Annotated in this window: 20 protein-coding genes; 13 read left to right on the top strand and 7 right to left on the bottom strand. The window is 68.8% G+C overall.

All coding sequences use genetic code 11. The features are described 5' to 3' along the window. The first annotated feature begins 67 nt into the window (after positions 1-67). Positions 68-1,351 carry an NAD(P)/FAD-dependent oxidoreductase gene (locus ACQEU8_RS04250; protein WP_433096933.1) on the top strand — a complete coding sequence of 428 codons (1,284 nt, stop codon included), beginning with the start codon at positions 68-70 and terminating at the stop codon, positions 1,349-1,351. Between the two features lie 460 nt (positions 1,352-1,811). Here ACQEU8_RS04250 and ACQEU8_RS04245 read toward each other — a convergent pair whose 3' ends face one another. Beyond that, positions 1,812-2,444 carry a maleylpyruvate isomerase N-terminal domain-containing protein gene (locus ACQEU8_RS04245; RefSeq protein ID WP_433102131.1) on the bottom strand — a complete coding sequence of 211 codons (633 nt, stop codon included), beginning with the start codon at positions 2,442-2,444 and terminating at the stop codon, positions 1,812-1,814. A gap of 35 nt (positions 2,445-2,479) precedes the next feature. Then, entirely contained in the window at positions 2,480-3,400 is a 921-nt protein-coding gene (locus ACQEU8_RS04240) for an NAD(P)-dependent oxidoreductase (RefSeq protein ID WP_433096931.1), read from the bottom strand. 149 nt (positions 3,401-3,549) lie between these two features. Here ACQEU8_RS04240 and ACQEU8_RS04235 point away from each other — a divergent pair, with 149 nt between their 5' ends. The 3 genes from ACQEU8_RS04235 to ACQEU8_RS04225 all read left to right on the top strand — a co-directional run bounded on the left by ACQEU8_RS04235 (position 3,550) and on the right by ACQEU8_RS04225 (position 5,511). Next, positions 3,550-4,560, top strand: coding sequence for a GlxA family transcriptional regulator (locus ACQEU8_RS04235; protein ID WP_433102129.1), 1,011 nt, complete (start codon positions 3,550-3,552; stop codon positions 4,558-4,560). 23 nt (positions 4,561-4,583) lie between these two features. Further along, complete coding sequence (locus ACQEU8_RS04230) at positions 4,584-5,219, top strand: DUF6461 domain-containing protein (protein ID WP_433096929.1); 636 nt, start codon at positions 4,584-4,586, stop codon at positions 5,217-5,219. Between the two features lie 106 nt (positions 5,220-5,325). After that, positions 5,326-5,511: a hypothetical protein gene (locus tag ACQEU8_RS04225; protein ID WP_433096927.1), complete on the top strand. Its 186-nt coding sequence runs from the start codon at positions 5,326-5,328 to the stop codon at positions 5,509-5,511. Between the two features lie 206 nt (positions 5,512-5,717). Here the strand turns inward: ACQEU8_RS04225 and ACQEU8_RS04220 are convergent, their stop codons facing one another. Further along, the gene (locus tag ACQEU8_RS04220) at positions 5,718-6,410 is read right to left on the bottom strand and encodes a FadR/GntR family transcriptional regulator (RefSeq protein ID WP_433096925.1); all 693 of its coding nucleotides are present in this window, start codon (positions 6,408-6,410) and stop codon (positions 5,718-5,720) included. 118 nt (positions 6,411-6,528) lie between these two features. Here ACQEU8_RS04220 and ACQEU8_RS04215 point away from each other — a divergent pair, with 118 nt between their 5' ends. From ACQEU8_RS04215 to ACQEU8_RS04205, 3 genes are read left to right on the top strand one after another with little or no spacing between them, the layout of a single operon-like run. Beyond that, a complete protein-coding gene (locus tag ACQEU8_RS04215; protein ID WP_433096923.1) occupies positions 6,529-7,989 on the top strand; it encodes an Nramp family divalent metal transporter in 1,461 nt (486 codons plus the stop codon). Between the two features lie 36 nt (positions 7,990-8,025). Next, a complete protein-coding gene (locus ACQEU8_RS04210) occupies positions 8,026-9,762 on the top strand; it encodes an IlvD/Edd family dehydratase (protein ID WP_433096921.1) in 1,737 nt (578 codons plus the stop codon). A 41-nt stretch (positions 9,763-9,803) separates the two neighbouring features. After that, complete coding sequence (locus tag ACQEU8_RS04205; RefSeq protein ID WP_433096919.1) at positions 9,804-11,000, top strand: fumarylacetoacetate hydrolase family protein; 1,197 nt, start codon at positions 9,804-9,806, stop codon at positions 10,998-11,000. 44 nt (positions 11,001-11,044) lie between these two features. Here the strand turns inward: ACQEU8_RS04205 and ACQEU8_RS04200 are convergent, their stop codons facing one another. Further along, entirely contained in the window at positions 11,045-11,881 is an 837-nt protein-coding gene (locus ACQEU8_RS04200) for a hypothetical protein (protein WP_433096917.1), read from the bottom strand. Positions 11,882-12,019: 138 nt separating this feature from the next. After that, the gene (locus tag ACQEU8_RS04195; protein WP_433096915.1) at positions 12,020-12,700 is read right to left on the bottom strand and encodes a 2-phosphosulfolactate phosphatase; all 681 of its coding nucleotides are present in this window, start codon (positions 12,698-12,700) and stop codon (positions 12,020-12,022) included. A gap of 17 nt (positions 12,701-12,717) precedes the next feature. On the opposite strand from ACQEU8_RS04195, the gene ACQEU8_RS04190 reads away from it, so the two are divergent. Further along, a complete protein-coding gene (locus ACQEU8_RS04190) occupies positions 12,718-13,428 on the top strand; it encodes a LacI family DNA-binding transcriptional regulator (protein ID WP_433096913.1) in 711 nt (236 codons plus the stop codon). Positions 13,429-13,861: 433 nt separating this feature from the next. Next, positions 13,862-14,320 carry an SRPBCC family protein gene (locus tag ACQEU8_RS04185; RefSeq protein WP_433096911.1) on the top strand — a complete coding sequence of 153 codons (459 nt, stop codon included), beginning with the start codon at positions 13,862-13,864 and terminating at the stop codon, positions 14,318-14,320. A gap of 177 nt (positions 14,321-14,497) precedes the next feature. Here the strand turns inward: ACQEU8_RS04185 and ACQEU8_RS04180 are convergent, their stop codons facing one another. Together ACQEU8_RS04180 and ACQEU8_RS04175 are read right to left on the bottom strand one after the other, a co-directional pair. After that, positions 14,498-16,114 (bottom strand): alpha/beta fold hydrolase, encoded by a 1,617-nt coding sequence (locus ACQEU8_RS04180; protein WP_433096909.1) that lies wholly within the window; start codon positions 16,112-16,114, stop codon positions 14,498-14,500. Between the two features lie 257 nt (positions 16,115-16,371). After that, positions 16,372-16,836, bottom strand: coding sequence for a MarR family winged helix-turn-helix transcriptional regulator (locus ACQEU8_RS04175; RefSeq protein WP_433096907.1), 465 nt, complete (start codon positions 16,834-16,836; stop codon positions 16,372-16,374). A 91-nt stretch (positions 16,837-16,927) separates the two neighbouring features. Here ACQEU8_RS04175 and ACQEU8_RS04170 point away from each other — a divergent pair, with 91 nt between their 5' ends. From ACQEU8_RS04170 to ACQEU8_RS04155, 4 genes are all read left to right on the top strand, one after another. Beyond that, positions 16,928-17,779 (top strand): alpha/beta fold hydrolase, encoded by an 852-nt coding sequence (locus tag ACQEU8_RS04170; protein ID WP_433096905.1) that lies wholly within the window; start codon positions 16,928-16,930, stop codon positions 17,777-17,779. A gap of 47 nt (positions 17,780-17,826) precedes the next feature. Next, positions 17,827-18,735, top strand: coding sequence for an NAD-dependent epimerase/dehydratase family protein (locus ACQEU8_RS04165; RefSeq protein WP_433096903.1), 909 nt, complete (start codon positions 17,827-17,829; stop codon positions 18,733-18,735). A 131-nt stretch (positions 18,736-18,866) separates the two neighbouring features. After that, positions 18,867-19,946, top strand: a complete 1,080-nt coding sequence (locus ACQEU8_RS04160) for a hypothetical protein (protein ID WP_433096901.1) — start codon at positions 18,867-18,869, stop codon at positions 19,944-19,946. Positions 19,947-20,017: 71 nt separating this feature from the next. After that, positions 20,018-20,890: an SDR family NAD(P)-dependent oxidoreductase gene (locus ACQEU8_RS04155; protein WP_433096899.1), complete on the top strand. Its 873-nt coding sequence runs from the start codon at positions 20,018-20,020 to the stop codon at positions 20,888-20,890. Positions 20,891-20,908 lie beyond the last annotated feature (18 nt).

The raw sequence follows: 20,908 nt of genomic DNA, 5'->3' as shown, positions 1-20,908 counted from the left end.
ATTCCGGGGAGTCGGCTGGAGTACGGGCCACCACGGCCCTCGCATTCCCCCTCCCGAGCATTCCGAGGTGACCGTGAAAACAGCTCGTACCGCCCCTGAGCATGTCGCCGTCGTCGGCGCCGGTATGGCCGGACTTTGCACAGCGTGGTTTCTCCAGGAACGCGGCGTGCGCGTGACCGTACTGGACCGTAAGGGAGTTGCCGCGGGTTGTTCCTGGGGGAACGCGGGCATGCTGAACCCCGCATTCACCGTGCCGCTTCCGGAGCCTTCCGTGTTGCGTTACGGCTTCAGATCGTTCCTCGACCGCTCCTCGCCGGTGTCGATTCCGCCGACGGTCGACCGGCAACTCTGGTCGTTTCTCCTCTCGTTCGCGCGCAATTGCACGGCACGGCAGTGGCAGCGCGCGATGGCGGTGTTCAACGAACTCAACCGCAGCTGTCTCGCGGCGTACGAGCATCTCGCCGAGGGCGGCGTGAGCGCTCCCGTGAAGAGCGCCGACCCGCTCATCATCGCCTGCCGGAACCGTCAGGACCGGGAGCACGTACTGAAGGAATTCGCGCACATCAGCGCAAGCGGCGGCGACGAGGCCCGCTTCGAGACCGTCACCGGTGGGGAGCTGCGGGAACTCGAACCCGTACTCAGCGCCGAAGTCCGCACCGGACTACGGGTGTACGGGCAGCGCTTCATCAACCCGCCTGAATTCGTGCGTACTCTCGCGGAAGACGTACGCAACCGGGGTGGCGAAATCGTCGAGAATTTCTCCGTGGACCGGGTCCACGACCTGGGGGAATCCGGTGTCGAGCTGGTCCCCTCCGCCTCCTCGCGGACTGCTGACACGGTGCGTGCTGACGCCGTCGTACTCGCCGGTGGCGCCTGGCTGAACGACCTGGCACGGCCCTTCGGCGTAAAGATGCGGGTGCAGGCGGGACGTGGATACAGCTTCACGGTGCGACCGCGGGTGATGCCCACGCATCCGATCTACCTGTCGGGCCAGCGCATCGCCTGCAATCCGCTGGGCGACCGCTTCCGGGTCACCGGCAGCATGGAGTTCCGCTCGCCGGACGCGCCGTTGGATCCACGGCGTATTCGCACCATCATCGAATCCGCGCGGCCAATGTTCTCCGGTATCGATTGGAACGACCGCCACGAGGAGTGGGTCGGCTCGCGCCCCTGCACCGCGGACGGGCTGCCGCTGATCGGCCCCAGCCGCTCGCCCCGTGTGCAGATCGCCGGAGGACACGGGATGTGGGGCATGGTGCTCGGGCCGCTCACCGGCAGGCTCCTCGCCGACGCCATGACGGGCAACGGCGAAGTACCGCCGCTCATACGCCACTTCGACCCGCTGCGCTGAGCACGCTGAGCATCGTCGGACTGGCCTGCTCGGCGGAGGCGAGGAGGGCGCTCACTTCGGGTTGTGCCCGCCCCTGGGCGAACGCGGAGGCGAAGCCCGTCTCGCCAAGGGCGGCGCGGGCGCGAGCCGACGCCCGGTCGACATCGACGCGTCCGGCCGCCGGGAGAGGGGTGCCGACGGAGTCGCGCAGGGCGGCCGCCCGCCCCAGCAGGGACGCGGCACGTTCGGGGTGGTCGCTGCCGCGTGTGCGCCCGCCAGGCCCTCCAGCGCCAGCGCCAGCGCACGGGGGTCACCGGTGCGGCGGGCGGCGGCCAGCCCTTCCCGGTGCAGGGCCTCGGCGCCCTCGGTATCGCCGCGTTGTTCGGCCGCGTAACCGAGCTGCGCCAGGTCGTCCTGCGACCCCTGCGAAGGGTTGCCGAAACCGCACCGGGCGAAGGCAAGCAGGCGGCTCCGGCTCCGCTCATGACCCGGCGGATACTTCCTCGCGTACGGTGCCGTCCCACTGCCAGTCCACCCGCCTGGGCAGCCCGGGAAGTGTGGTGCGGCCCGTGCACCACAGCAGGGTGTCGGACGGTACGTGCCCGGATGGAGCATCAGGGAAGAGGCGGGCGAGGACGGCCTCGCTGAGGCCAGGAGGCGGGGCCCAGGAACCTCCGAGGGCGTGGGTGATGTCGTAGGTGTGGACTAGCAGTTCGGTGATTCCCATGGCGGCGAAGCCGGTGGCGTCGGAGTGACCCCAAGGGTGCCAGGCCCGTACGTCCGCAGCCGTGTCATGGACGGTGGAGGTCAGCAGGGTGGCGGCGATCCGGAGGCCCTCCAGGCAGACTGGGACAGGGGCTTGGGGGTCGAGTGAGGCGAAGAGGGTTATGTAGCGGTCGTCGGGCCGGGCGATGAGCAGGCCGGTGTAGCCGATCAGGCCGAGGGCGAGATGATCGAGGGTTTGGCGGCAGGTCCAGTCCAGGTTGTGAGCGGGACGTGACCAGTCCTGGTCGGATACTTCGAGGAGGGCGGCGAGGCACTCGTCGGTGGCAGCCGGCAGCAGTTCTGTCCAGGGCGTGGCGGTAGAGGAAGCGGTAGAGGAAGGCACCGGGATCGTCTCGGGATGAGTAAGGGTTGTGGCTGCTGTGGTCACTTGTGGTCCGCCGCGTCCGTCAGGTCCGCCGGTGCCGCTAGGTCCACTGGGTTCTTCAGGACCTCGATCACACTCGCGTAGCTGTCGGAGCCGTGGCCCGCCGCACTGGCCCGCTCCATGGCGGACTTCAAGAGCTCCGGCAGGGCGTTGTCGATGCCTCGGCGCTCCGCTGCGTGGATGAGATGGTCGATGGCCGCGATCTGTATGTCGACGGTGGCGTCGTCGCCCGGGTAGCGGCCGACGTCCACCTGGGGTGCATACGTCGTCAGGAAACCGGCAACGGCGGTCAGCCAGCGGATCGCGATGGGGGTGAAGGCCGTGGCCTCTGTCTTCTCAGCGCCGACCAGCGCGGTGCCGTGCAGCCAGCCGGTCATGGTGGACCACATCAGTCCGAGCAGAGCGGCATCGTAAAGAGAGGCCAGCCCGGGGTCGGTGCCCAGGTACAGGGGGTCGCCCAAGGCTGCCAGGGTCGGACGATGGGCTTCGAAGACGGCATGCGAACCGCTGTACAGGAACATCATTTCGGGGCTGCCGACGCCCGGCGGGGTGGTCATGATGGCGCCGTCGAGGTACTCGGCGCCGTGCGATCGGGCCCACTCGACGGCCTCATGCGCCTGCTCCGGGGAGCCGGAGGTGAGGTTCACCAGCACCTTGCCCGCCAGACAGTCGGCGACGGGGTCGAGGACCGTGTGCAGCACCTCGTAGTCCCGTACGCAGGCAACGGTGAGTGGGCTCGCCGCGATGGCCTCCTCGGGCGTCGCGGCCAGGCGGGCGCCTCGGTCGACCAGCGACCTGGCCTTGTCCTCCGAGCGGTTCCACACCGTGATCGGGTGGCCGCGCTCCAGCAATGTGGCGGCCAGCGCCGAGCCCATTGAGCCCAGTCCGATGACAGTCACCGCTGTGCGATCAGAACTCATGTGACAACTCCTTGTACCGTCCGCCCGTGGCGGTTGATCACGTCAGGACAACGCTCGCAGCGCGCGGCAGTCGGGAACAGTGACAGGAATGACAGCTGCCACCAAATTCCTGCCATACCCTTTGCGGTATGAGCGCTGGTTCTGTCGCCGTGGTCGTGGACGAGGAGATCGGGGTCCCCTCATGGGACCTCTACGAGTTGAGCATCCCCTGCACCGTCTTCGGGAAGCCGCAGCCTGATCTGAGCGACCCCTGGTACGACCTGCGGATGTGCGGCACAGGGGAGCCGCAGCACGCCGACGAGGGTGAACATCCGGCCGGCATCGGGCTGTCGCTGCGGACCCGTTACGGACTCGAGGATCTCGCGGGCGCCGATACGGTCATCGTCCCCTCGGTGCCCGACTCTTGCGTGGAAGACGGCCGACCGGTGCCGCGAGAGCTGGTCACAGCCCTGCGCCGCGCCTACGAAGGAGGCGCTCGTATGGTCTCCCTGTGCACCGGTGCCTTCGCACTCGCCGAGGCGGGGCTGCTCGACGGACGTCGCGTCACAGCACATTGGATGCACACTGCTCAACTGGCCGAGCGTTACCCGAAGGTGCACGTCGACGACTCCGTGCTGTACGTGGATGACGGCGATGTCCTCACCAGCGCCGGGCTGACCGCTGGACTCGACCTCTGCCTCCATCTCGTACGCCGTGACCTCGGCGCACACGTCGCCAACCAGCTGGCCCGCCGCATGGTGGTGCCCGCGCACCGGCCCGGTGGGCAGGCGCAGTTCATCGATCTGTCCGTACCCACCACCGACGACAGCAGCCTGGGGCCCGTACTGGACTGGGCCAGGGCCCACCTGGACCAACCGCTTTCGGTGGAGGAGCTGGCACGGCGGGCGGCGATGAGCACGCGGACGTTCTACCGGCGGCTCCAGGAGGTCACCGGTATGACTCCGCTGCAGTGGCTCCTCAACCAGCGTCTGGGACGGGCGCAGAGCCTGCTTGAATCGACAACCCTGCCGATCGACAAGATCGCGGAACTGAGCGGGCTGGGCACGGCCAACAACCTCCGCCACCACTTCCTCAAGCAGATCGGAGTCGCCCCTGGCGACTACCGACGGGCCTTCCCCTCGAAAGCGCCTGCCGCGAGTCACCGGTCGGACATCCCCTAGCCAAGAGCATGGAGGGCGACCTGATGAATTGTGGACCTACGGGGAACGGGCTGCGCTGGTTGGACGCTGCCTACGGCAGCAGCTTCACGCTCACACTCAGCGAGGGCCTCTCGTCGTACGAGCTGCTGCACCGCGTCGGTGCCGAGGAGCGACACATTGTCCCGCTCACCCGTTCCGCAGCGTACGAGCTGCTGCTGAGGGATGAGGAGGACCACATCAGTGATCTCGACTTCCTGGACTGGGAAGACGAAGCGGCGGTTGCTCGGCTGACAAGCGCCGGCTTTCTGCCCACACCGCCGGAAACCATCGTCCGAGCGGGTTCGGTGGTGGGCTGGGCGTACGCACTGGAGGAATTCCACTGCCGGACCGACAGATACCTCGCGGCGCTGTCCGAACGGGGACGGGCGTTCTGCGTGCATCGCAACGCGAAGGGCTTCAGCCGCGTCGGCTATGCCCGCCGTGGTGACGAGGTCACGTCGTTCGAGCCTGGCATGCCGCACCTTGTGAACGGCACCCCGGCCGAGGCGGCGCTCGGGTTCGTGTACGACGGTGACGAGCCGGGCGATGTCGCGTTCCTGCGGTTCCTGGAGGGCGAGCCCGGGCTCTACCTTCCCTGGGAGGAGACGGAAGCAGAGCTTCCGGCAGCGGCGTTCACCTGACGCGGCTTGCCACTGTCCATGAACCTGTAGCCGCTCAGCCCGCGAGCTACCGCTTAAACTCGCGGCACGACACAAGCCCCACAACCCCAAAGAAGAAGAGCCCCGCATGAACCAGGACGAGCGTCGCGAGCGGTATGCCGTGGCGCTGTACAGCACCCTCGGGCACAGCGCGGAACGCCACCCCTGGGTGACGCTGTCCCCGGCTCGGCGTGAGATCTGGTACGTCCGCGCCGACGCCGCCATGGCCGTGGCAGACAGCGAGATCGCGGAGGCGTTGCGCGCTTCGGGGTGAACCACTGCCACGCGGTGGGCGCGGCGTCTGCAGGCGATCGTGCGCTCCCATCGACAGGGGACGGAGGATACCGACGTCCGCCCCACCCGGCACGGCATACCATCCGGTCGGTAGGCGAGTGACCACTCCATACGCGGGGCCGAAGAGCGGTGACCCGCGGGGGACACACAGGGACGGGCCCGACCGCTGCGCGGGTTTGTCGGAAATCACCGTCGCGGCAGCCCCGAGGACTTGGCGATCTCCTGCTCGGCGGCGGCGATGATCCCCAGCATGGCCGATGATGCCGCCGCGGGATCGCCGCCCTCGACGGCCTCCACGACGGCGCGGTGGGCCGGCAACGAGGCCTCGACCGCCCCGGGAGTCTGCGTACTCACGGCGAAGCTGTGCTCCAGTGCGACGTCGACCGCGCGGCCCAGTGAGCCGAGCAGGCGGTTGCCGCTCGCGTCCAGCAGGGCGCGGTGGAAGGTGATGTCGGCCTCGACGTAGCCGTCGCGTCCGGGCCGCACCGCTGCGGCCTCCATGGTTGCCAAGGCGTCGTAGAGGGCCCGTATCTCATCGGGCGCGGCCCGGCCGGCCGCCAGTCGGGCCGCCTCGGGCTCGACGATCCGGCGCAGTTCACTGGTGTCGCGCAGCAACGCCGCGGAGTCACCGGACTGTTGCCAGCGCAACACGTCGCGGTCCAGATGGTTCCAGTGCTCCGGTGGCAGCACGCGCGTGCCCGTACGCGGGCGTACGCGCAGCATCCCCTTGGCCGCGAGGGCCTTGACCGCCTCTCGCAACGCACCGCGGCTGACACCGATCTCGGTGGCGAGCACGTCCTCGACCGGCAGCGGCTGCCCCGGATGCCACGTGCCGCCCACGATGCGTCGGCCGAGCTCGTCGACCACCCGCTGATGCATGGTCCGGTAATGCTCCACGATCTTTGTTCACCCCCTGGACGCCAATCATCGAATCATTTAATGATTGCCCGCATCGTACAGACCCGCGAGCTCAACCAGCCGGAGAGAGGCGGTCCCGATGACGCACGCGGACGACGGCGTCGGCACCCCCCACGGTGCCGACGCCCCCTTCCCCCTCAACAGCCGCCACCTCCCACTGCCCGAGGTACGGACGCTGCCGGCGCCGCCCCGCAAGCCCTGGCGGATCATCGGGCCGGGCATCGTCGCAGCCGGAGTGGGGCTGTCATCGGGCGAGTTCATCCTCTGGCCGTACATCGCCTCCCAGGCCGGGCTCGTCTTCCTGTGGGGCGCGGTCGTCGGCCTCGTCACCCAGTGGTTCCTCAACATGGAGATCGAGCGATACACGCTCGCCACCGGGGAGACGGCCATGACCGGCTTCAACCGCTACTGGCGGCACTGGGGCGCGGTGCTGGCCGTACTGACGTACGCGGCGAACCTGTGGCCGGGCTGGGCCACCAGCTCCGCCACCATGCTGTCCTACGTCTTCGGCGGCGAGCCGACCCTCATCGCCGTCGGCCTGCTGCTGCTCATCGGCGCGATCCTCACCCTCGCCCCCGTGGTGTACACCGCGCTGGAGCGGCTGCTGTTCGTCAAGATCGCTCTGATCGGCGGGTTCTTCGTGCTGGCGGTGATCCTCGTCATCAAGGCGGCGAGCTGGAAGGAACTGCCGCAGGCCGCCACTCATGTCGGCCAGTTCCCCAGTGAACTCGGCGTCGCCGTGCTGATGGGAGCGATTGCCTACGCCGGGGCCGGTGGCGGGCAGAATCTGTGCCAGAGCAACTGGATACGTGACAAGGGCTTCGGAATGGGCCACTACGTGCCCCGGCTGGTCAGCCCGGTGACCGGCAAAGAGGATGCTGCTTCCGGCCCGGCCACCGGATACGTCTTCGTCCCGGAGGGGGAGAACCTCGTGCGGTGGAAGCGCTGGTGGCGCTTCGCCAACACCGAACAGGCGGTGACCTTCGGCCTGACCACCGTCGTCACCATCGTGCTCGCCTCGCTGATGGCGCACTCCACCCTCTTCGGCACGCCCGGTCTCGCCAACGACGTGGGCTTCGTACGGGAGGAGGGCGAGGTGTTGCAGTCCCAGGCGGGCAACTGGTTCGGTGTGCTGTTCTGGCTGATCGGCGCCTTCTCCCTGTTCTGCGCGGCGACCGGCATCGTCGACTACACCAGCAGACTCGCCGCCGACGTCCTCAAGTCGACGTATCTGCGAGGCTCGCGGCACTCCGAGAGCCGGCTGTACTTCCGGCTCGTGTGGGGGCTCGTCGCCATCGGCGTCACCATTCTGGCGCTCGGATTCGACCAGCCGCTGGTACTGCTGGTCATCTCCGCCTGCGTGGCCGGGTTGATGATGTTCGTCTACTCCGGCCTGCTGCTCTTCATGAACCGCAAGGCCCTGCCCGCACCACTGAAGGTACGCAGCTACCGGGCGGCTGCGCTGGTCTGGGCGGTCGGCCTCTTCGGCGTGCTGTCCGTGCTGACCGTACGGCAGCAGATCCAGAACCTCTTCGGCTGACCCGACTCGGCCGACAAAGCCCAGAGGAGTGCACTCTTGACGGAGGAGAAGCAGCCGGCCCGCCGCAGCCAGGCCTGGTTCGGGGCGGGCGGCCGCAGCGGGATGGTGTACCGGTCCTGGATGCGCAGCCAGGGCTTCGGCCACGAGGTGTTCGACGGGCGCCCGGTCATCGGCATCGCGACCAGCGCCTCCGAACTCGCCCCCTGTAACGTCCATCTGACCCGCGTCGCCGAGGCGGTCAAGCGCGGCGTATGGCAGGCCGGCGGCTTCCCGCTGGAGTTCCCCACCATGGCCACCGGCGAGACACTGATGCGCCCCACCGCCATGCTCTACCGCAACCTCATGGCCATGGAGGTCGAGGAGCTCATCCGGGCCAACCCGCTCGACGGCGTCGTACTGCTGTCCGGCTGCGACAAGACCACGCCCGCCATGCTCATGGGCGCCGCCAGCGTCGACCTGCCAGCCCTCATGGTCACCGGCGGGCCGATGCTCAACGGCAAGTACCGGGGGGAGGACGTCGGATCGGGCACTCACGTATGGAAGTTCGAAGAGGACCTGAAGACCGGCAGGATGACCCAGGAGGAGTGCTTCTTCGCCGAGGGCTGCATGGCCCGCTCAGCCGGCCACTGCATGACCATGGGGACCGCCTCCACGATGGCCTGCATGGCTGAGGCACTCGGCATGCAGCTCCCCGGGTCCGCGACCTGGCCCGCCGTCGACTCCCGGCGGATGGAGACCGCGCAGGCGGCGGGGCAGCGCATCGTGCAGCTGGTGCACGAGGAACTGCGCCCCTCACACATCCTGACCCGGGAGGCGTTCGAGAACGCCATCCGCACCAACGCGGCCATCGGCGGCTCCACCAACGCCATCATCCACCTCACGGCCCTGGCCGGGCGGGTCGGCGTCGAACTGGCACCCGAGGACTTCGACGCCCTGGCCCGCGCGGTGCCGACCCTGGTCAATCTGATGCCCAGCGGAAAGTACCTGATGGAGGACTTCTGCTACGCGGGCGGGCTGCCCGCCGTCCTGGCCGAGCTCCTCCGCGGTGGACTGCTGCACGGCGAGTCGATCACCGTCACCGGCCGCGGCATCGCCGAGAACGTCGCGGACGCCGAGCGCATCGGCCCCGAGGTCATCACCGGCCTGGAAGCGCCGTTCCAGCCGGCCGGCACCGGCACCGCCGTACTGCGCGGCAACCTGTGCCCCGACGGCGCGGTGATCAAGCAGTCCGCCGCGTCACCGCACCTGCTCACCCACCGCGGTCCGGCGCGCGTCTTCGACTCTCCTGAGGCGTATCACGCGGTGTGCGACGACCCGGGCCTCGACGTGGACGAGAACACCGTGCTCGTCATCCGCAACGCCGGGCCCAAGGGCTACCCCGGTATGCCCGAAGTCTCCAACGTCCCGCTGCCGGCCAAGCTGCTGAAGGCGGGCGTCACCGACATGGTGCGGATCTGCGACGGCCGGATGAGCGGCACCGGGTACGGCACCGTGGTGCTGCACGTGACACCCGAGGCCGCCGTCGGCGGGCCCCTCGCCCTGGTGCGCGACGGCGACCCGATCGTCCTCGACACCCCGAACCGCACCCTGCGCCTGGACGTGGACGACGCCGAGCTCGAGCGCCGCCGGGCCGCGTGGCAACCGCCCGCCCCACAGCACACCAGCGGCTACGCCTGGCTCTATGCCCAGCACGTCGAACAGGCCGACCAGGGCGCCGACTTCGGCTTCCTCCGCGGCTGCCGGGGACACGGCGTCCCCCGCGACTCCCACTGACCCGCTCCCCGCAACACTCCTTCGAGCTCAGGAGGAACACCGTGGACCCGGCAGCCCGCCCCCGTCCGGCCCTGTCTCCCGGTTCCGTCTTGCCGGACGACGCCGCTCAGGCCGCTCTCGTCGCCCGCGTGTACGAGCCGGAGTGGGGCGGCCCATGTGTGGCCGCGGTGCGGGGCGAGTACGTCGTCGATCTGACCGCCCTCGCTCCCACCGTCTGCGATCTGCTGGAACGCGAGGACCCGGACACGGTCCCCGCGATCGTGCGCGACGCGCCCGGCGGACGCTCGTGGCGGCTCAGCGAGCTGCTGGAGGCCACGGCGGACGGCCGCCGGGATTCCCCGCACCTGCTCGCCCCTGTCGACCTCCAGGTGATAAAGGCCGCGGGCGTCACCTTCGCGCGCAGCCTGCTGGAGCGGGTCATCGAGGAGCGCACCGGCGGCGACCCGGCCCTGGCCGCCCGGGTGCGCGAGCGCGTCGTGAACGCGGTCGGGGGCGCCCTCGCGAACCTGCGCCCCGGATCGCCGGAGGCCGGCAAGGCCAAGGAACTGCTGATCGCCGAAGGGCTGTGGTCGCAGTACCTGGAGGTCGGCATCGGCCCCGACCCCGAGGTGTTCACCAAGGCGCCGGTGCTGTCAGCGGTCGGCACCGGAGCCGACATCGGGGTGCTCGCGGCCTCGGTATGGAACAACCCCGAGCCCGAGGCCGTACTCGCCGTGGACTCGCGCGGCCGCCCGCGCGGCGCCACGCTCGGCAACGACGTCAACCTCCGCGACATCGAGGGCCGCAGCGCGCTGCTGCTGTCCCAGGCCAAGGACAACAACGCCTCATGCGCGATCGGCCCGTTCCTCCGCCTGTTCGACGACGGCTTCGGCCTGGACGATGTGCGCGGGCTGGACATCGAGCTACGGGTCGAGGGCCGGGACGGCCATGTGCTGCACGGCAGCAGCTCGATGCGGGAAATCAGCCGCGACGTGCTCGACCTCGTCGCCTCCGTGCACGGCCCGCACCACCAATACCCCGACGGCTTCGTGCTGTTCACCGGCACGCTCTTCGCCCCCACCGAGGACCGGCACGCCCCCGGCGCGGGATTCACCCACGAGTACGGCGACATCGTGCGGATCTCCAGCCCCCGGCTCGGTGCCCTGGTCAACACCGTCACCTCCAGCGAACAGGCCGCACCGTGGGAATTCGGACTGCGCGCGCTGATGCAGAACCTGGCTGGGCGCGGCGTGCTGTGAGCCTTCGGCGCGGGTGAAGATCTGACTCGTACCCGCGTGCTTGATCAGCGAGTTCCGAGGCGAACGGAGACCGGCAGCGGTGATGTACATGTCGGGCATTCGAGCTGGATCTGACGGAGCAGCCGGGTGAGGCTTTCGATGCCCGGCGGGCCGAAGGAGGCTGTCATCGCGATCTCGGCGCTGATCCGGTAGGAGTCCTCGTTGCGGACATCCGTGAACCACCACAGCACCGGGGCCAGCGTGCCCAGTTGAGCCGGAAGCTCCTTCTCGTTCTGCATGGCCCAGCGATAGAGATCGGTCAGCTGCTTGAAGCGCTGTTCCGACGGGGTGGGCTCCAGACCGAACTCCGTACGCGCGATCCGGTCCCCGTGATCCAGTGACGCCTGCTCTGCCGTGCTCCATTCCTCGTCGTGCCGGGGACGTGAGACGAGGCGGTCGGCCGCCAGGTTCGTCAGATAGGTGGACCAGCGCAGGGCACCGGGGTTGCCGTACACATCCGCATCCGGGTCGCGCCCATGCGCGAGCCCTCGCTCCATCGCTTCCAGCAGGCCCGCGTTCGTCACTGACATCCACGTCCCGGGATCGCCGAGTCCACGGTCCCGCGCCGCTGACATCACTCCCACGATCGCGGCCCAGCGCCGGAAGCCGGGTTCGAAGGCCTGGCCGTGCCGCTGCTGCAGAGCGCGGACCAGTTCCACCCGGTCTGCCATGGACATACGCTCCAGCTCGGCCATGTCGCAGCGCAGCGTCGCCGCGCAGTCCCCTGCCGGGGCCTGGGCCGGTGCGGCCGAGGCGTCCGGTACGGGTCCGGCCAGCATGGCCAGCAACGCCAGCACCACCACGACGACCCGAGCCGACCACGACAGCTGACCCGTGAGCATGGGCTCCCCTCTCCAGGGACCGCCGTTGCGAAGCCCCGTACGCCATTCCAGCAGTTCCTCCCTGAACTGCCCAGAGCGCACATCGAGTTGGGAGCACGGCCCGAACGCGTGTGCCGCCCGGGCCGGGTCCTTGTCAGCCTACGAAGGCATCGCGCGTGGACGCAGGACCATGAGCGAGCCCTCCAAGGTCGCCACCATGGCAAAGGGGAACCGATCGACCTCAAGACAGAGCGCGACGTCATCAGGATGGACTCCTTGGCGCACCCCCTCCGCCAGCTCGACGGCGGCGCGCGACTCGGCAGCGCGGCGGAGGAACTCATCAGCATCCGTCCCGGCCTCGGTGGCCCTCCGAGCGATGTATTGAGCACACGCCAGATCTTCATCGGCCTGGCCATCTTCGCCGGTGACCACGAACGTGACGCTGTCACTCCCGCGCGTCCGCAAGAGCTGAGCCGTTGCCTCCGCCACCACGAAGCTCGCGCACAGCACCAGCGACGACTCCTTGACCGCAAGGGCGCCGACCGTCCCTGCCGTGGTCTTCTGCACAACGGTCCGTCCGTTGACGTCAACAGACCGCAGCAGACCGGGGGAGTTGACGGCGTCGAACCCGGGCGCGGGCGGACCATCTTTGAGCGCCACCCATTCCGGGTGGCGAGCCTTGAGCGCCAGCGCCTCGTCCAGCGACTCAGCAAGCACGATCTTTTCCGCCCCCTGGCCAAAGGCCCAGGCGGCCACGGTGAAAGCGCGCATGACGTCGACCACGACCGCCACGGACGGGACTTCGACCAGATCATCGATGCCGAGGAAACGAGCGTCCATTCGGATCATGATTGCGCATGCCCGACGCGGACCACTCAGAGAGTGCTCCGCATCACAAATGGCCCGCACTGGCCTTCCGCAGTGAAGCACTGATCCTGCTCGCACCGACCGTCCCCACCGCCACGCTCATCTCACTGGACCGCAAGGCGCCCGCAATCGTCGTCGGCCGCCGGATCGCTGAAGGACGGCTGGATGTGATCCGTACCGCGGACAGCGACGGGGTCGGCCAGACCATCGACCACCTGATCGCGCTGGGCCACCGCACGATCACCTACGTCGACGGCGGTACGGGGGTGATCGCCGCGGACCGGCGCCGCGGGTACCGCACGGCGATGCGCCGTCATGGCCTGGACGCGGGCATCCGGATTCTGCGCGGAGACACAACGGAAGCGGCCGGCGAACGCGCCGCCCGCCTCCTGATCGACTCCGGTGACCTGCCCACCGCCGTCGTCACCTTCAACGACCGCTGCGCCGTCGGCCTCCTGACCGCCCTCACCCGCGCCGGCATCGCCGTCCCCGACGAGGTGTCCGTGGCCGGCTACGACGATGACCCCCTCTCCCGGCTGAGCTGCTTCGACCTGACCACGGTCAGTCAAGCGGCGCAGGACCAGGCCCGCCAGGCCGTGGCTGCCGCCGTCGAACGCCTCGACGAGGGCCGCGTCGAGCCCCGCGAGGCCGTTCTCACTCCTCGCCTCGTCGTACGCGGCAGCGTGACCGGGCCTCGCTGACCCGCTGTGTGCTGTGTTCGTCGGAATGGACCAGCGCGGCTCCCACGTCGCGATTGATCGCTTACGGTTCGAGACCGGCGCCCCTTCCCCGGCAGGGTGCCGGTGGTGCCGGCCGATGTCCTGGTCCGCGCTGGAATGTGCCGTCGAGCAGCGTGTACGTGCGCCTTTCGCTGAAGGCGGCGATCGGTCCGTCCGTCAGCTTCCGCAGCGCCGCGGCAGCGCGGTTGCCGGCCACATGCCGGAAGCCCCGTCTGCGTCGGATGGTGACCAGATCTGCTGGGGCGCCGGGGCCTGCTGATGCGGGTGCCCGCGGAGAGTGGCGGGGGTAGCGTGGAGAACGGTGTGCCGAGCAGCGAGGCGGCGGCGGTGTGCGGTGCAGGGCTCCGGCCCACGGGAACCGGGTCGGCGGCGCATCGGGAGGAGTGTGGTCGGCGTGGCCCGGAACCGGCGTCTGATCCTGAGCTCACCGTCCGAGGTCTGGAGTCTGCTGTCCGACGGGTATCGCTACGGCGAGTGGGTGACGGGAACCCGGCAGGTCCTGGCCGCGGACCCGCACTGGCCTGCGGTGGGAGCCCGTCTGCGGGTCCGCGTCGGCATGGGGGCCATGACCCTCGATGACACCTGCGTCGTCCGTATCTCTGAACCCCAGCGCCGCCTGGAACTGGAGGCGAAAGCCGAACCCTTCGGCGCGGCCCGGATCGCGATGAACCTGATCCCCTGGGGCGACCACACTCTCTTCGTCCTCGACTGGCATCCCCTTCGGGGCCCCGGGACGAGGATGCACGGGCTCCCTGTGAACTACCTCGTCGCGGTACGCAACGGCATGATGCTGACGAAGCTGGCCCGCATCGCCATGCGTGAACACCGGCGTGAACCCGTCACTGGCGACTGAGGGCTCACGCGCCGCAGGGGGCATGTGCCGACCCACGAACCGATGTCGGCCCTCGCTGGGGGCAAAGCCGCCCCGCAAGCAATTCGCGGTCCGCCATCAAATGCAGGAAGAAGGCGTCCGGCACCATCCTGATTCCCCGCGAAAGACGACCACAGGATTTGGAGGGCCTGCTGCCGGTCAGCCGAAAGGCTTGCTGTCGCCGTCCGGGCAGACTTCCTCACCAGTAGGGGCTGTGCGGTGCAGCAGGTACGCCTCACTCTTGGCGCGGCTGCAGTTGGTCGGAACCCCGTGCCAGTGGCCGTGGATGATGACCAGGCCGCGCTGGCCCATCGCCTGCCTCATGTTGCGTGCCCACCGCAAGGGCGTGGACTGGTCCCAGCGCTGGTTGATCAGCAGGATCGGGACCCGGGCGCGGTTCCAGGGGCCGGTGTGGCGGGGGGCGGCGGCACGGAACTTGCTCGGCCAGTCCCGGCAGTACTTCTTTTCGATTACTTCCCCCGGGCCGAAGAGCGGTGCCTGCGCCCGGGCCTGACGGAACCATGTGAGCCAGTGCCGGTGACGCTTGGGCAGCGGCGGGGTGTCCAGGCAGTTGGTGGCGGCGAGGACATCTTCCTCGTTCGTCGGCACCTGAGCGGCCTGAGCGGCGCGGGAGTTCGGCCGCCGAGAGCCGAACGTGGACTCATAGAGGTGCTGAAGTTTTTGCGCGGCGGCTCTGGTCCCCAACTCGTCTTCGTTTCCGATGAATGCCGAGGCGTAATAGAGGAGCTCGTCCCATTGTTTCCGGGAGGCGGGGCGAGGGCGGTGGGTGTTGCCGAGGTGGGCTGCCAGCCTGTTGAACTTCGCCTCGGCGTTGCCGGTGAAAGCACAGCGCTGCTTCGACGTCTTGTCACAGGCGTGCAGCCGGGCTCTGAGAGCGTGGGCATATCCCTGAGCCTGAGTGATGCTGAATGCGGCGGTGTTGTTCATCTGCGTCCTGGCGTCCACGATGCCGTGCAGAATCATCGAGCGGACCCGGTGGGGGTAGAGGTTGGCGTAGACGGCACCGATGGTCGTTCCGTAGGACACGCCGAGGAAGTTCAACTTGCGGTCTTTCACAGCCTGGCGGAGCCGCTCCAGGTCGCGGACGTTGTCGACCGTGGACATGTGGGGCACCAGTCGGCCGGCCTTTTTGGCACAGCCCGCACCGGACTTGTCCTTCTTCCGTAGCTCGGCCAGCATCTCCCGAGCGGTGCGCGGGTGGGGAGGGTAGTCATCGGCGTCGTCCTGTTGGGCGCAGTTCAGTGCGGGACGGCTGTGAGCGACCCCGCGTGGGTCGTAGGCGACCAGGTCGAACCGCTCCCGCATTTTGCCGGTGAAATAGCGTTGCCAGTTGCCGTTGGCAGCGTCCGCGATGCCGGATCCCCCCGGCCCACCAGGGTTGGTCAGCAGCGATCCGACGCGTCGTTCGGGCTTCCTGGCAGGCAGTTTGGCGACGGCCAGCTCGACCGTTCCTTTCCCCGGGCGGGCATGGTCCAGGGGCGTGGTCATCGCGCCGCACTTCCAGCCTTGAGGCATCTTCCAGCCCTTGGGGCAGGCGTCGTACCAGCGAATCCGGGGTGGCGACACGTTCGAGTGGCCCACCGGGGCACCCTGAGCACGCGTCGTGCTCTCAGCTGGAGCGTCGTGCTCCACCGCTGTCGCGGGTGTCAATGCCGTCGCACAGGTAGCCGACACGGCCAGTGCAGCTGTCCACCACCAGCTCTTGCGAAGCCGGGGTTTGCCTGTCCCCGTGCGCGTCCCGCTGCCCAGCTCCACCTGTCGCCTCCGGCTCGCCGCTTATCGGACCGTCATGCAACACCCTGGTCATTCAAGTCACCGGAGACTTCGATGACACGTCGCCACAGGCCCAAGACCACCCGGAAGGCTCCAGCACCACGGCCGCTGACCTGCGTCATCGTGCACCCCCGGAACCAGCTCGCCGCCCCTGACCAAATCCGCGAGGGGGCAAACAGCCACAGGCCCTCGACCTGGGGCGTTCGCCGGAATGAACGGCGTCCCGGCGTGATCGCGGTTCAGGGCCGGCACAGGGCTTCGGTGATCCCGGCGAGGGCTTGGGCGAGGTCCGGCACCAAGTGCTCGGGGACGTGGTCGAGGACGCGTCGGCGTGCGCTGGCGAGGTGGGTGGCTTGGGCCGAGGCCATGGTGCGCAGACCGGTGTCCGTGAGGACGGCATCGCTGCCACGTCCGTCGTTGCCGTGGCGCTCCTTGCGGACCATGCCGTGGTGGGACAGCCCATCGACCACGCGGGTGATGCGGGAGGGGGTGAGACCGGCCCCGGCGGCGAGCGCGGACATACGCATGCGCCGGTCCGGGGCCTCGCTCAAGAGGAGCAGGACCGCGAACTCGGTCATGGTCACCCCGGTTCGGGCCATGTCCTCCTCCAACGCGCGCGGCAGGGCATGGACCAGTCGCCCCAGGCTCCGCCACAGAAGGAGTTCGTCGGGGGTCAGTGCTGGGGGATCGGTGTCGGAGGCCATGTCCCCAGTTTATTTGACGAGGCAAGCAACCAGGAGTACTACTTGCTGAAGCAAGCAAATGGGAGGGGGAAGTATGGAGCCCACGGATCCTGTGTCAGAGGGGTGGAGACACTTCCACGCCGAGGTGAACGGCGTCCGGCTGCACTATGTGAGTGGCGGTACCGGCCCCGTGGTCGTCCTCGTGCACGGTTGGCCGTTCACATGGATCGAATGGCGGGCCGTGATACCGCTCCTCGCCGAGCGGGGCTTCACGGTCGTCGCACCGGACCTGCGCGGTTCCGGCGACTCCGCCGTCCCGGCAGGGCACTGGACCAAGCGGGACGAGGCCGAGGACCTGCACCAGTTGCTGCGCCACCTCGGCCACGAACGCTGCTTCGTCGTCGGTACGGACGTGGGCGCGATGACCGCCCACGCCTGGGCCCAGGCGTATCCGGACGAGATCTCCCGGCTGGTGCTCAGCGAGGCGTTCCTGCCCGGCTTCGGCCTGGAGGAGCACATGAACCCGGCCAACGGCGGCTCATGGCACTTCGGGTTCCACGCCCAGAGCGAGTTGGCGGCGATGCTCACCACGGGCAAGGAGGAGCAGTACCTGTCGGGCTTCTGGTCGATGATGACCCGAGGCGGCGTCACCGACGCCGAGCGCGCCGACCTCCTGCGCGCCTATACCCGCACCGACGCCATGCGCGGCGGGTTCGAGCATTACGCCACGCTCGTCGAGGACGGCCGGGCCGCCCGTGCCGGGGGCCTCGTCGGGATGCCGGTGCTGATCCTCAACGGCGAACACGGCCTGCCCCAGGACGTCCTGCTGGACGGCGCCCGCCAGGCGGCGACGGATGTCCGTGCGGACATCGTTCCGGCCGCCGGTCACACCTTCGCCGCCGACAACCCGGAATGGACCGCCGCCCGGCTCGCCCGCTTCTTCACCACCACCCCTGCCGACTGACCGCGAAACACCACACGACACACGACACGGCACACGGAGAACCGCTCATGCAGATCCTCGTCATCGGCGCCACCGGCTACGCCGGCCGCCGCGTCTCCACCGCTCTGGCCCGCGCCGGCCACCGCGTCCTCGGCCTGGCGCGCGACACCGCAGGGCCGGCCGCATGTGACCTCGCGGTCAACGAGGTCACGCCCGTCGGGGGCGACTTCTCCCGGCCCGAGACCTGGCGCGGCCACCTGGACGGCACGGACGCGGTCGTTCACCTGCTCATGGACATGAGCGATCCCCTCGGCGGCGACCGGCGGCTGTTCGCCGAACTCACCGCCGCTCAGGAGCGGGACGGGCGCCACCGGCACCTGGTGTTCACCACCGGAATCTCCTCCTACGGCCGCACCGGCCTGCCGCTGATGGACGAGCACACGCCCGGCAATCCGGAAGGCCCCCTCGGCTTCCGCTTCGCCCTGGAGAAGGAACTGGCCGCCAGCGGCCTCGCGCACACCGTGGTCCGCCCCGGCTTCATGTACGGAGGGCCCGCCACCACATCCATGACCGGCGAGTGGTTCGCCGCCGCCGAGGCAGGCAAGCCCGTGTTCTACGGCGACACCGCCAAGCGCTGGAGCTGGGTCCACGTCGACGACCTCGCCGACGCCTACGTCCGCGTCCTCGACAACCCGACCGCCGTGGACGGCGAGGTGTTCGTCGTCGCCGACGACCAGCGCCTGACCGCCCTGGACATGCAGCGCGTCGCGGTGCGCGCGGCCGGCTACACCGGCGAGATCACTCTGGAGACGGCGGAGGCCGGCGGGATGATGCAGATGGCTGCCGACCAGGACGAGCTCGTCACGAGTGCGAAGGCCCACCGACTGCTCGGCTGGCGCCCCCGCCACGCCTCCTTCACCGACAACCCCGCGCGGCACTACCGCGCGTGGAAGGCCAACCAGTCGAACACCTGCTGAACGCTTGAGCCGACCCAGGTGGGCGTGGCGGTTGGCGCGCAGTTGGAGGGCCCATCGCGGCGGTTGAACCGGTGAACGGTTGAGTGCGTTGCAGAAGACACAGAGTCGCAGCGGCGCACGAGGGAGAACTCATGCCAGAACCCATCAGTGATGAGCAATTTGCGGAAGCGGCTGCCAAAACCTTCGGCACACGACCAGAATTTGAACCTCTGGTGGCTGCGGGGCTCGTGCCCAGCAAGAAACACATGATCGAGGTCAGCGGGCGGGAGGATCCCGTGCACTACGGGAGCCGCCTTCACAGGCTCTTCAGAGGCGAACTTGCCGCGGGTCCGCTTGAGGCAGTGGAACTGAGCCGTGCGGAGTTCGGGATGAACTATGACACGGAGAGAGGCGGCTGGCTCATGGATCCGAACAGCGCTGTGCTGGCCAGCGACATAGCCCGCGATGAGGCCGATCTCAACTTCGCCACAGCCATCATGATTGGGCGCAAACAGGGCAAGATATGGCCCGAAGAACTGCCGCCCAGAGGCCTCAAGATCCCAGTGCCAGGGGTGAAAGACCCGATACCGATCGGTTCGCGCTTGCACAACCTCGCAAGCCACGAGAGGCCGGCCATGCCCCTTCCTCTCGAGGAGGCGCAGCTCGATTTGTTGCGGTATCCCATGGTGGAAAGGGATGGCCTTAGGTACGTTGACCCGAACATTCGCAGATCTGGCGAAAAGCCGGATTGGTTGGTTGGGGGTGGCAGGCGGCCTGCTGAGCGGGTGCGGAGCGAACAGCTGCGGGCTTCGGGGGCTGCTTCACCTGACTCGGCGGGTTACGGGCAGCCGCCGGTGAACACCGAAGGGTACGCGACGCCGCAGCCCGATCTCCCACCCGCCCCGCTGCCGTCGCTGTACCACTCCCAGCCCGATGCGTACGCTCAGGGCACCGGGGCTGTGGAGGGGTCGCGCCGGCCCCTCGCCACTGCGGGACCCTGGGCCGCCCACGGCGCGCCGGGCATCCCGTCGGCCCCCTCTTATGGTGCCGCTCCCACCGGTCACCCGGCACCGCAGACGACGAGCGCTCCCGGCTCCGTCGGCTTCGCCGCAGCGGCCCAGGCGTATACGGCCTCCGGCCAGTCTCGCTCCGGCCGGCCCACCTCCTCCGCGTCCAGCGCGACCGAAGCCCACCAGGTCCATCAGCAGGGCAAGCAGGGCCGCCGCCGGTGAACAGGCCGCGAACAAGCCCAGGTTGGCGAGGCATCCGGAAGTGCGCCCACCTCCTGAAAGGGCCCACAGCTATGCCGCAGCCGCACAGGAATGAACTCGTCATCGTCTCCGGCGCCGCAACGGGCATCGGAGCCGCAGCGGCACACGAACTCGCCTCGATGGGTTACCACGTCCTCGCCGGTGTACGCACCGACCGTGAGGCTGACGCCATCCGGGCCGCGGGCGTCGAACCGGTCACCTTGGACATCACCGTCCCCCAGCACATCGAAGCCCTTGTAGAGCGCATCGCCGGCGACCCCGAGCGGCGAGCACTGCGTGCTCTGGTCAACAACGCCGGTATCGAGGTCAACGCACCCGTCGAGGTACTGCCACTCGAGCAATGGCGGGAACAGTTCGAAGTCAATCTGTTCGGGCATATCGCTGTCATTCAGGCGCTCCTGCCGTTTCTCCGGCAAAGCCGAGGCAGGATCGTCAACATCAGCTCGGTGGGCGGGGTGGCCGCACTCCCGATCTTCGGCGCGTACGCGGGAACGAAGTTCGCACTCGAAGCAGCGAGCGACTCTCTGCGTCGAGAGGTCACCGCGCACGGCGTACAGGTGGTGGTGGTTCAACCAGGCGGCGTCAAGACCGAGATGGCCGCCCACAGCGGAGCCATCTCCCTCGAACTCGCCGACAAGATGAGCGCCCATCACCAACGCCTTTACGGGAACCTCGTCAAATCCACAGTCGCCTCGAACGCCGCCTTCCTCAACCGCGCCCTCCCCGTGGCGAAAGCCGGAGCCAAAATCGCCAAAGTGGCCACGACAGCCCGACCGCGCACGAGATACACACTCGGCATGGACGCCGCATTCATCATCCCCCTCGCCCGCATCCTTCCCACCCGCTTGATGGACAGGGTGCTCTCGGTGAGTCACCGGGCTCAGCGGAACACGTCCGCTCGCTGACACCAGGGCGCGGGCCCG

The sequence above is a fragment of the Streptomyces sp. CA-250714 genome (assembly GCF_050936705.1).
Taxonomy (GTDB): domain Bacteria; phylum Actinomycetota; class Actinomycetes; order Streptomycetales; family Streptomycetaceae; genus Streptomyces.
Note: the sequence above shows the minus strand (reverse complement) of the source record. Positions and strands in the feature narration are given on the sequence as shown.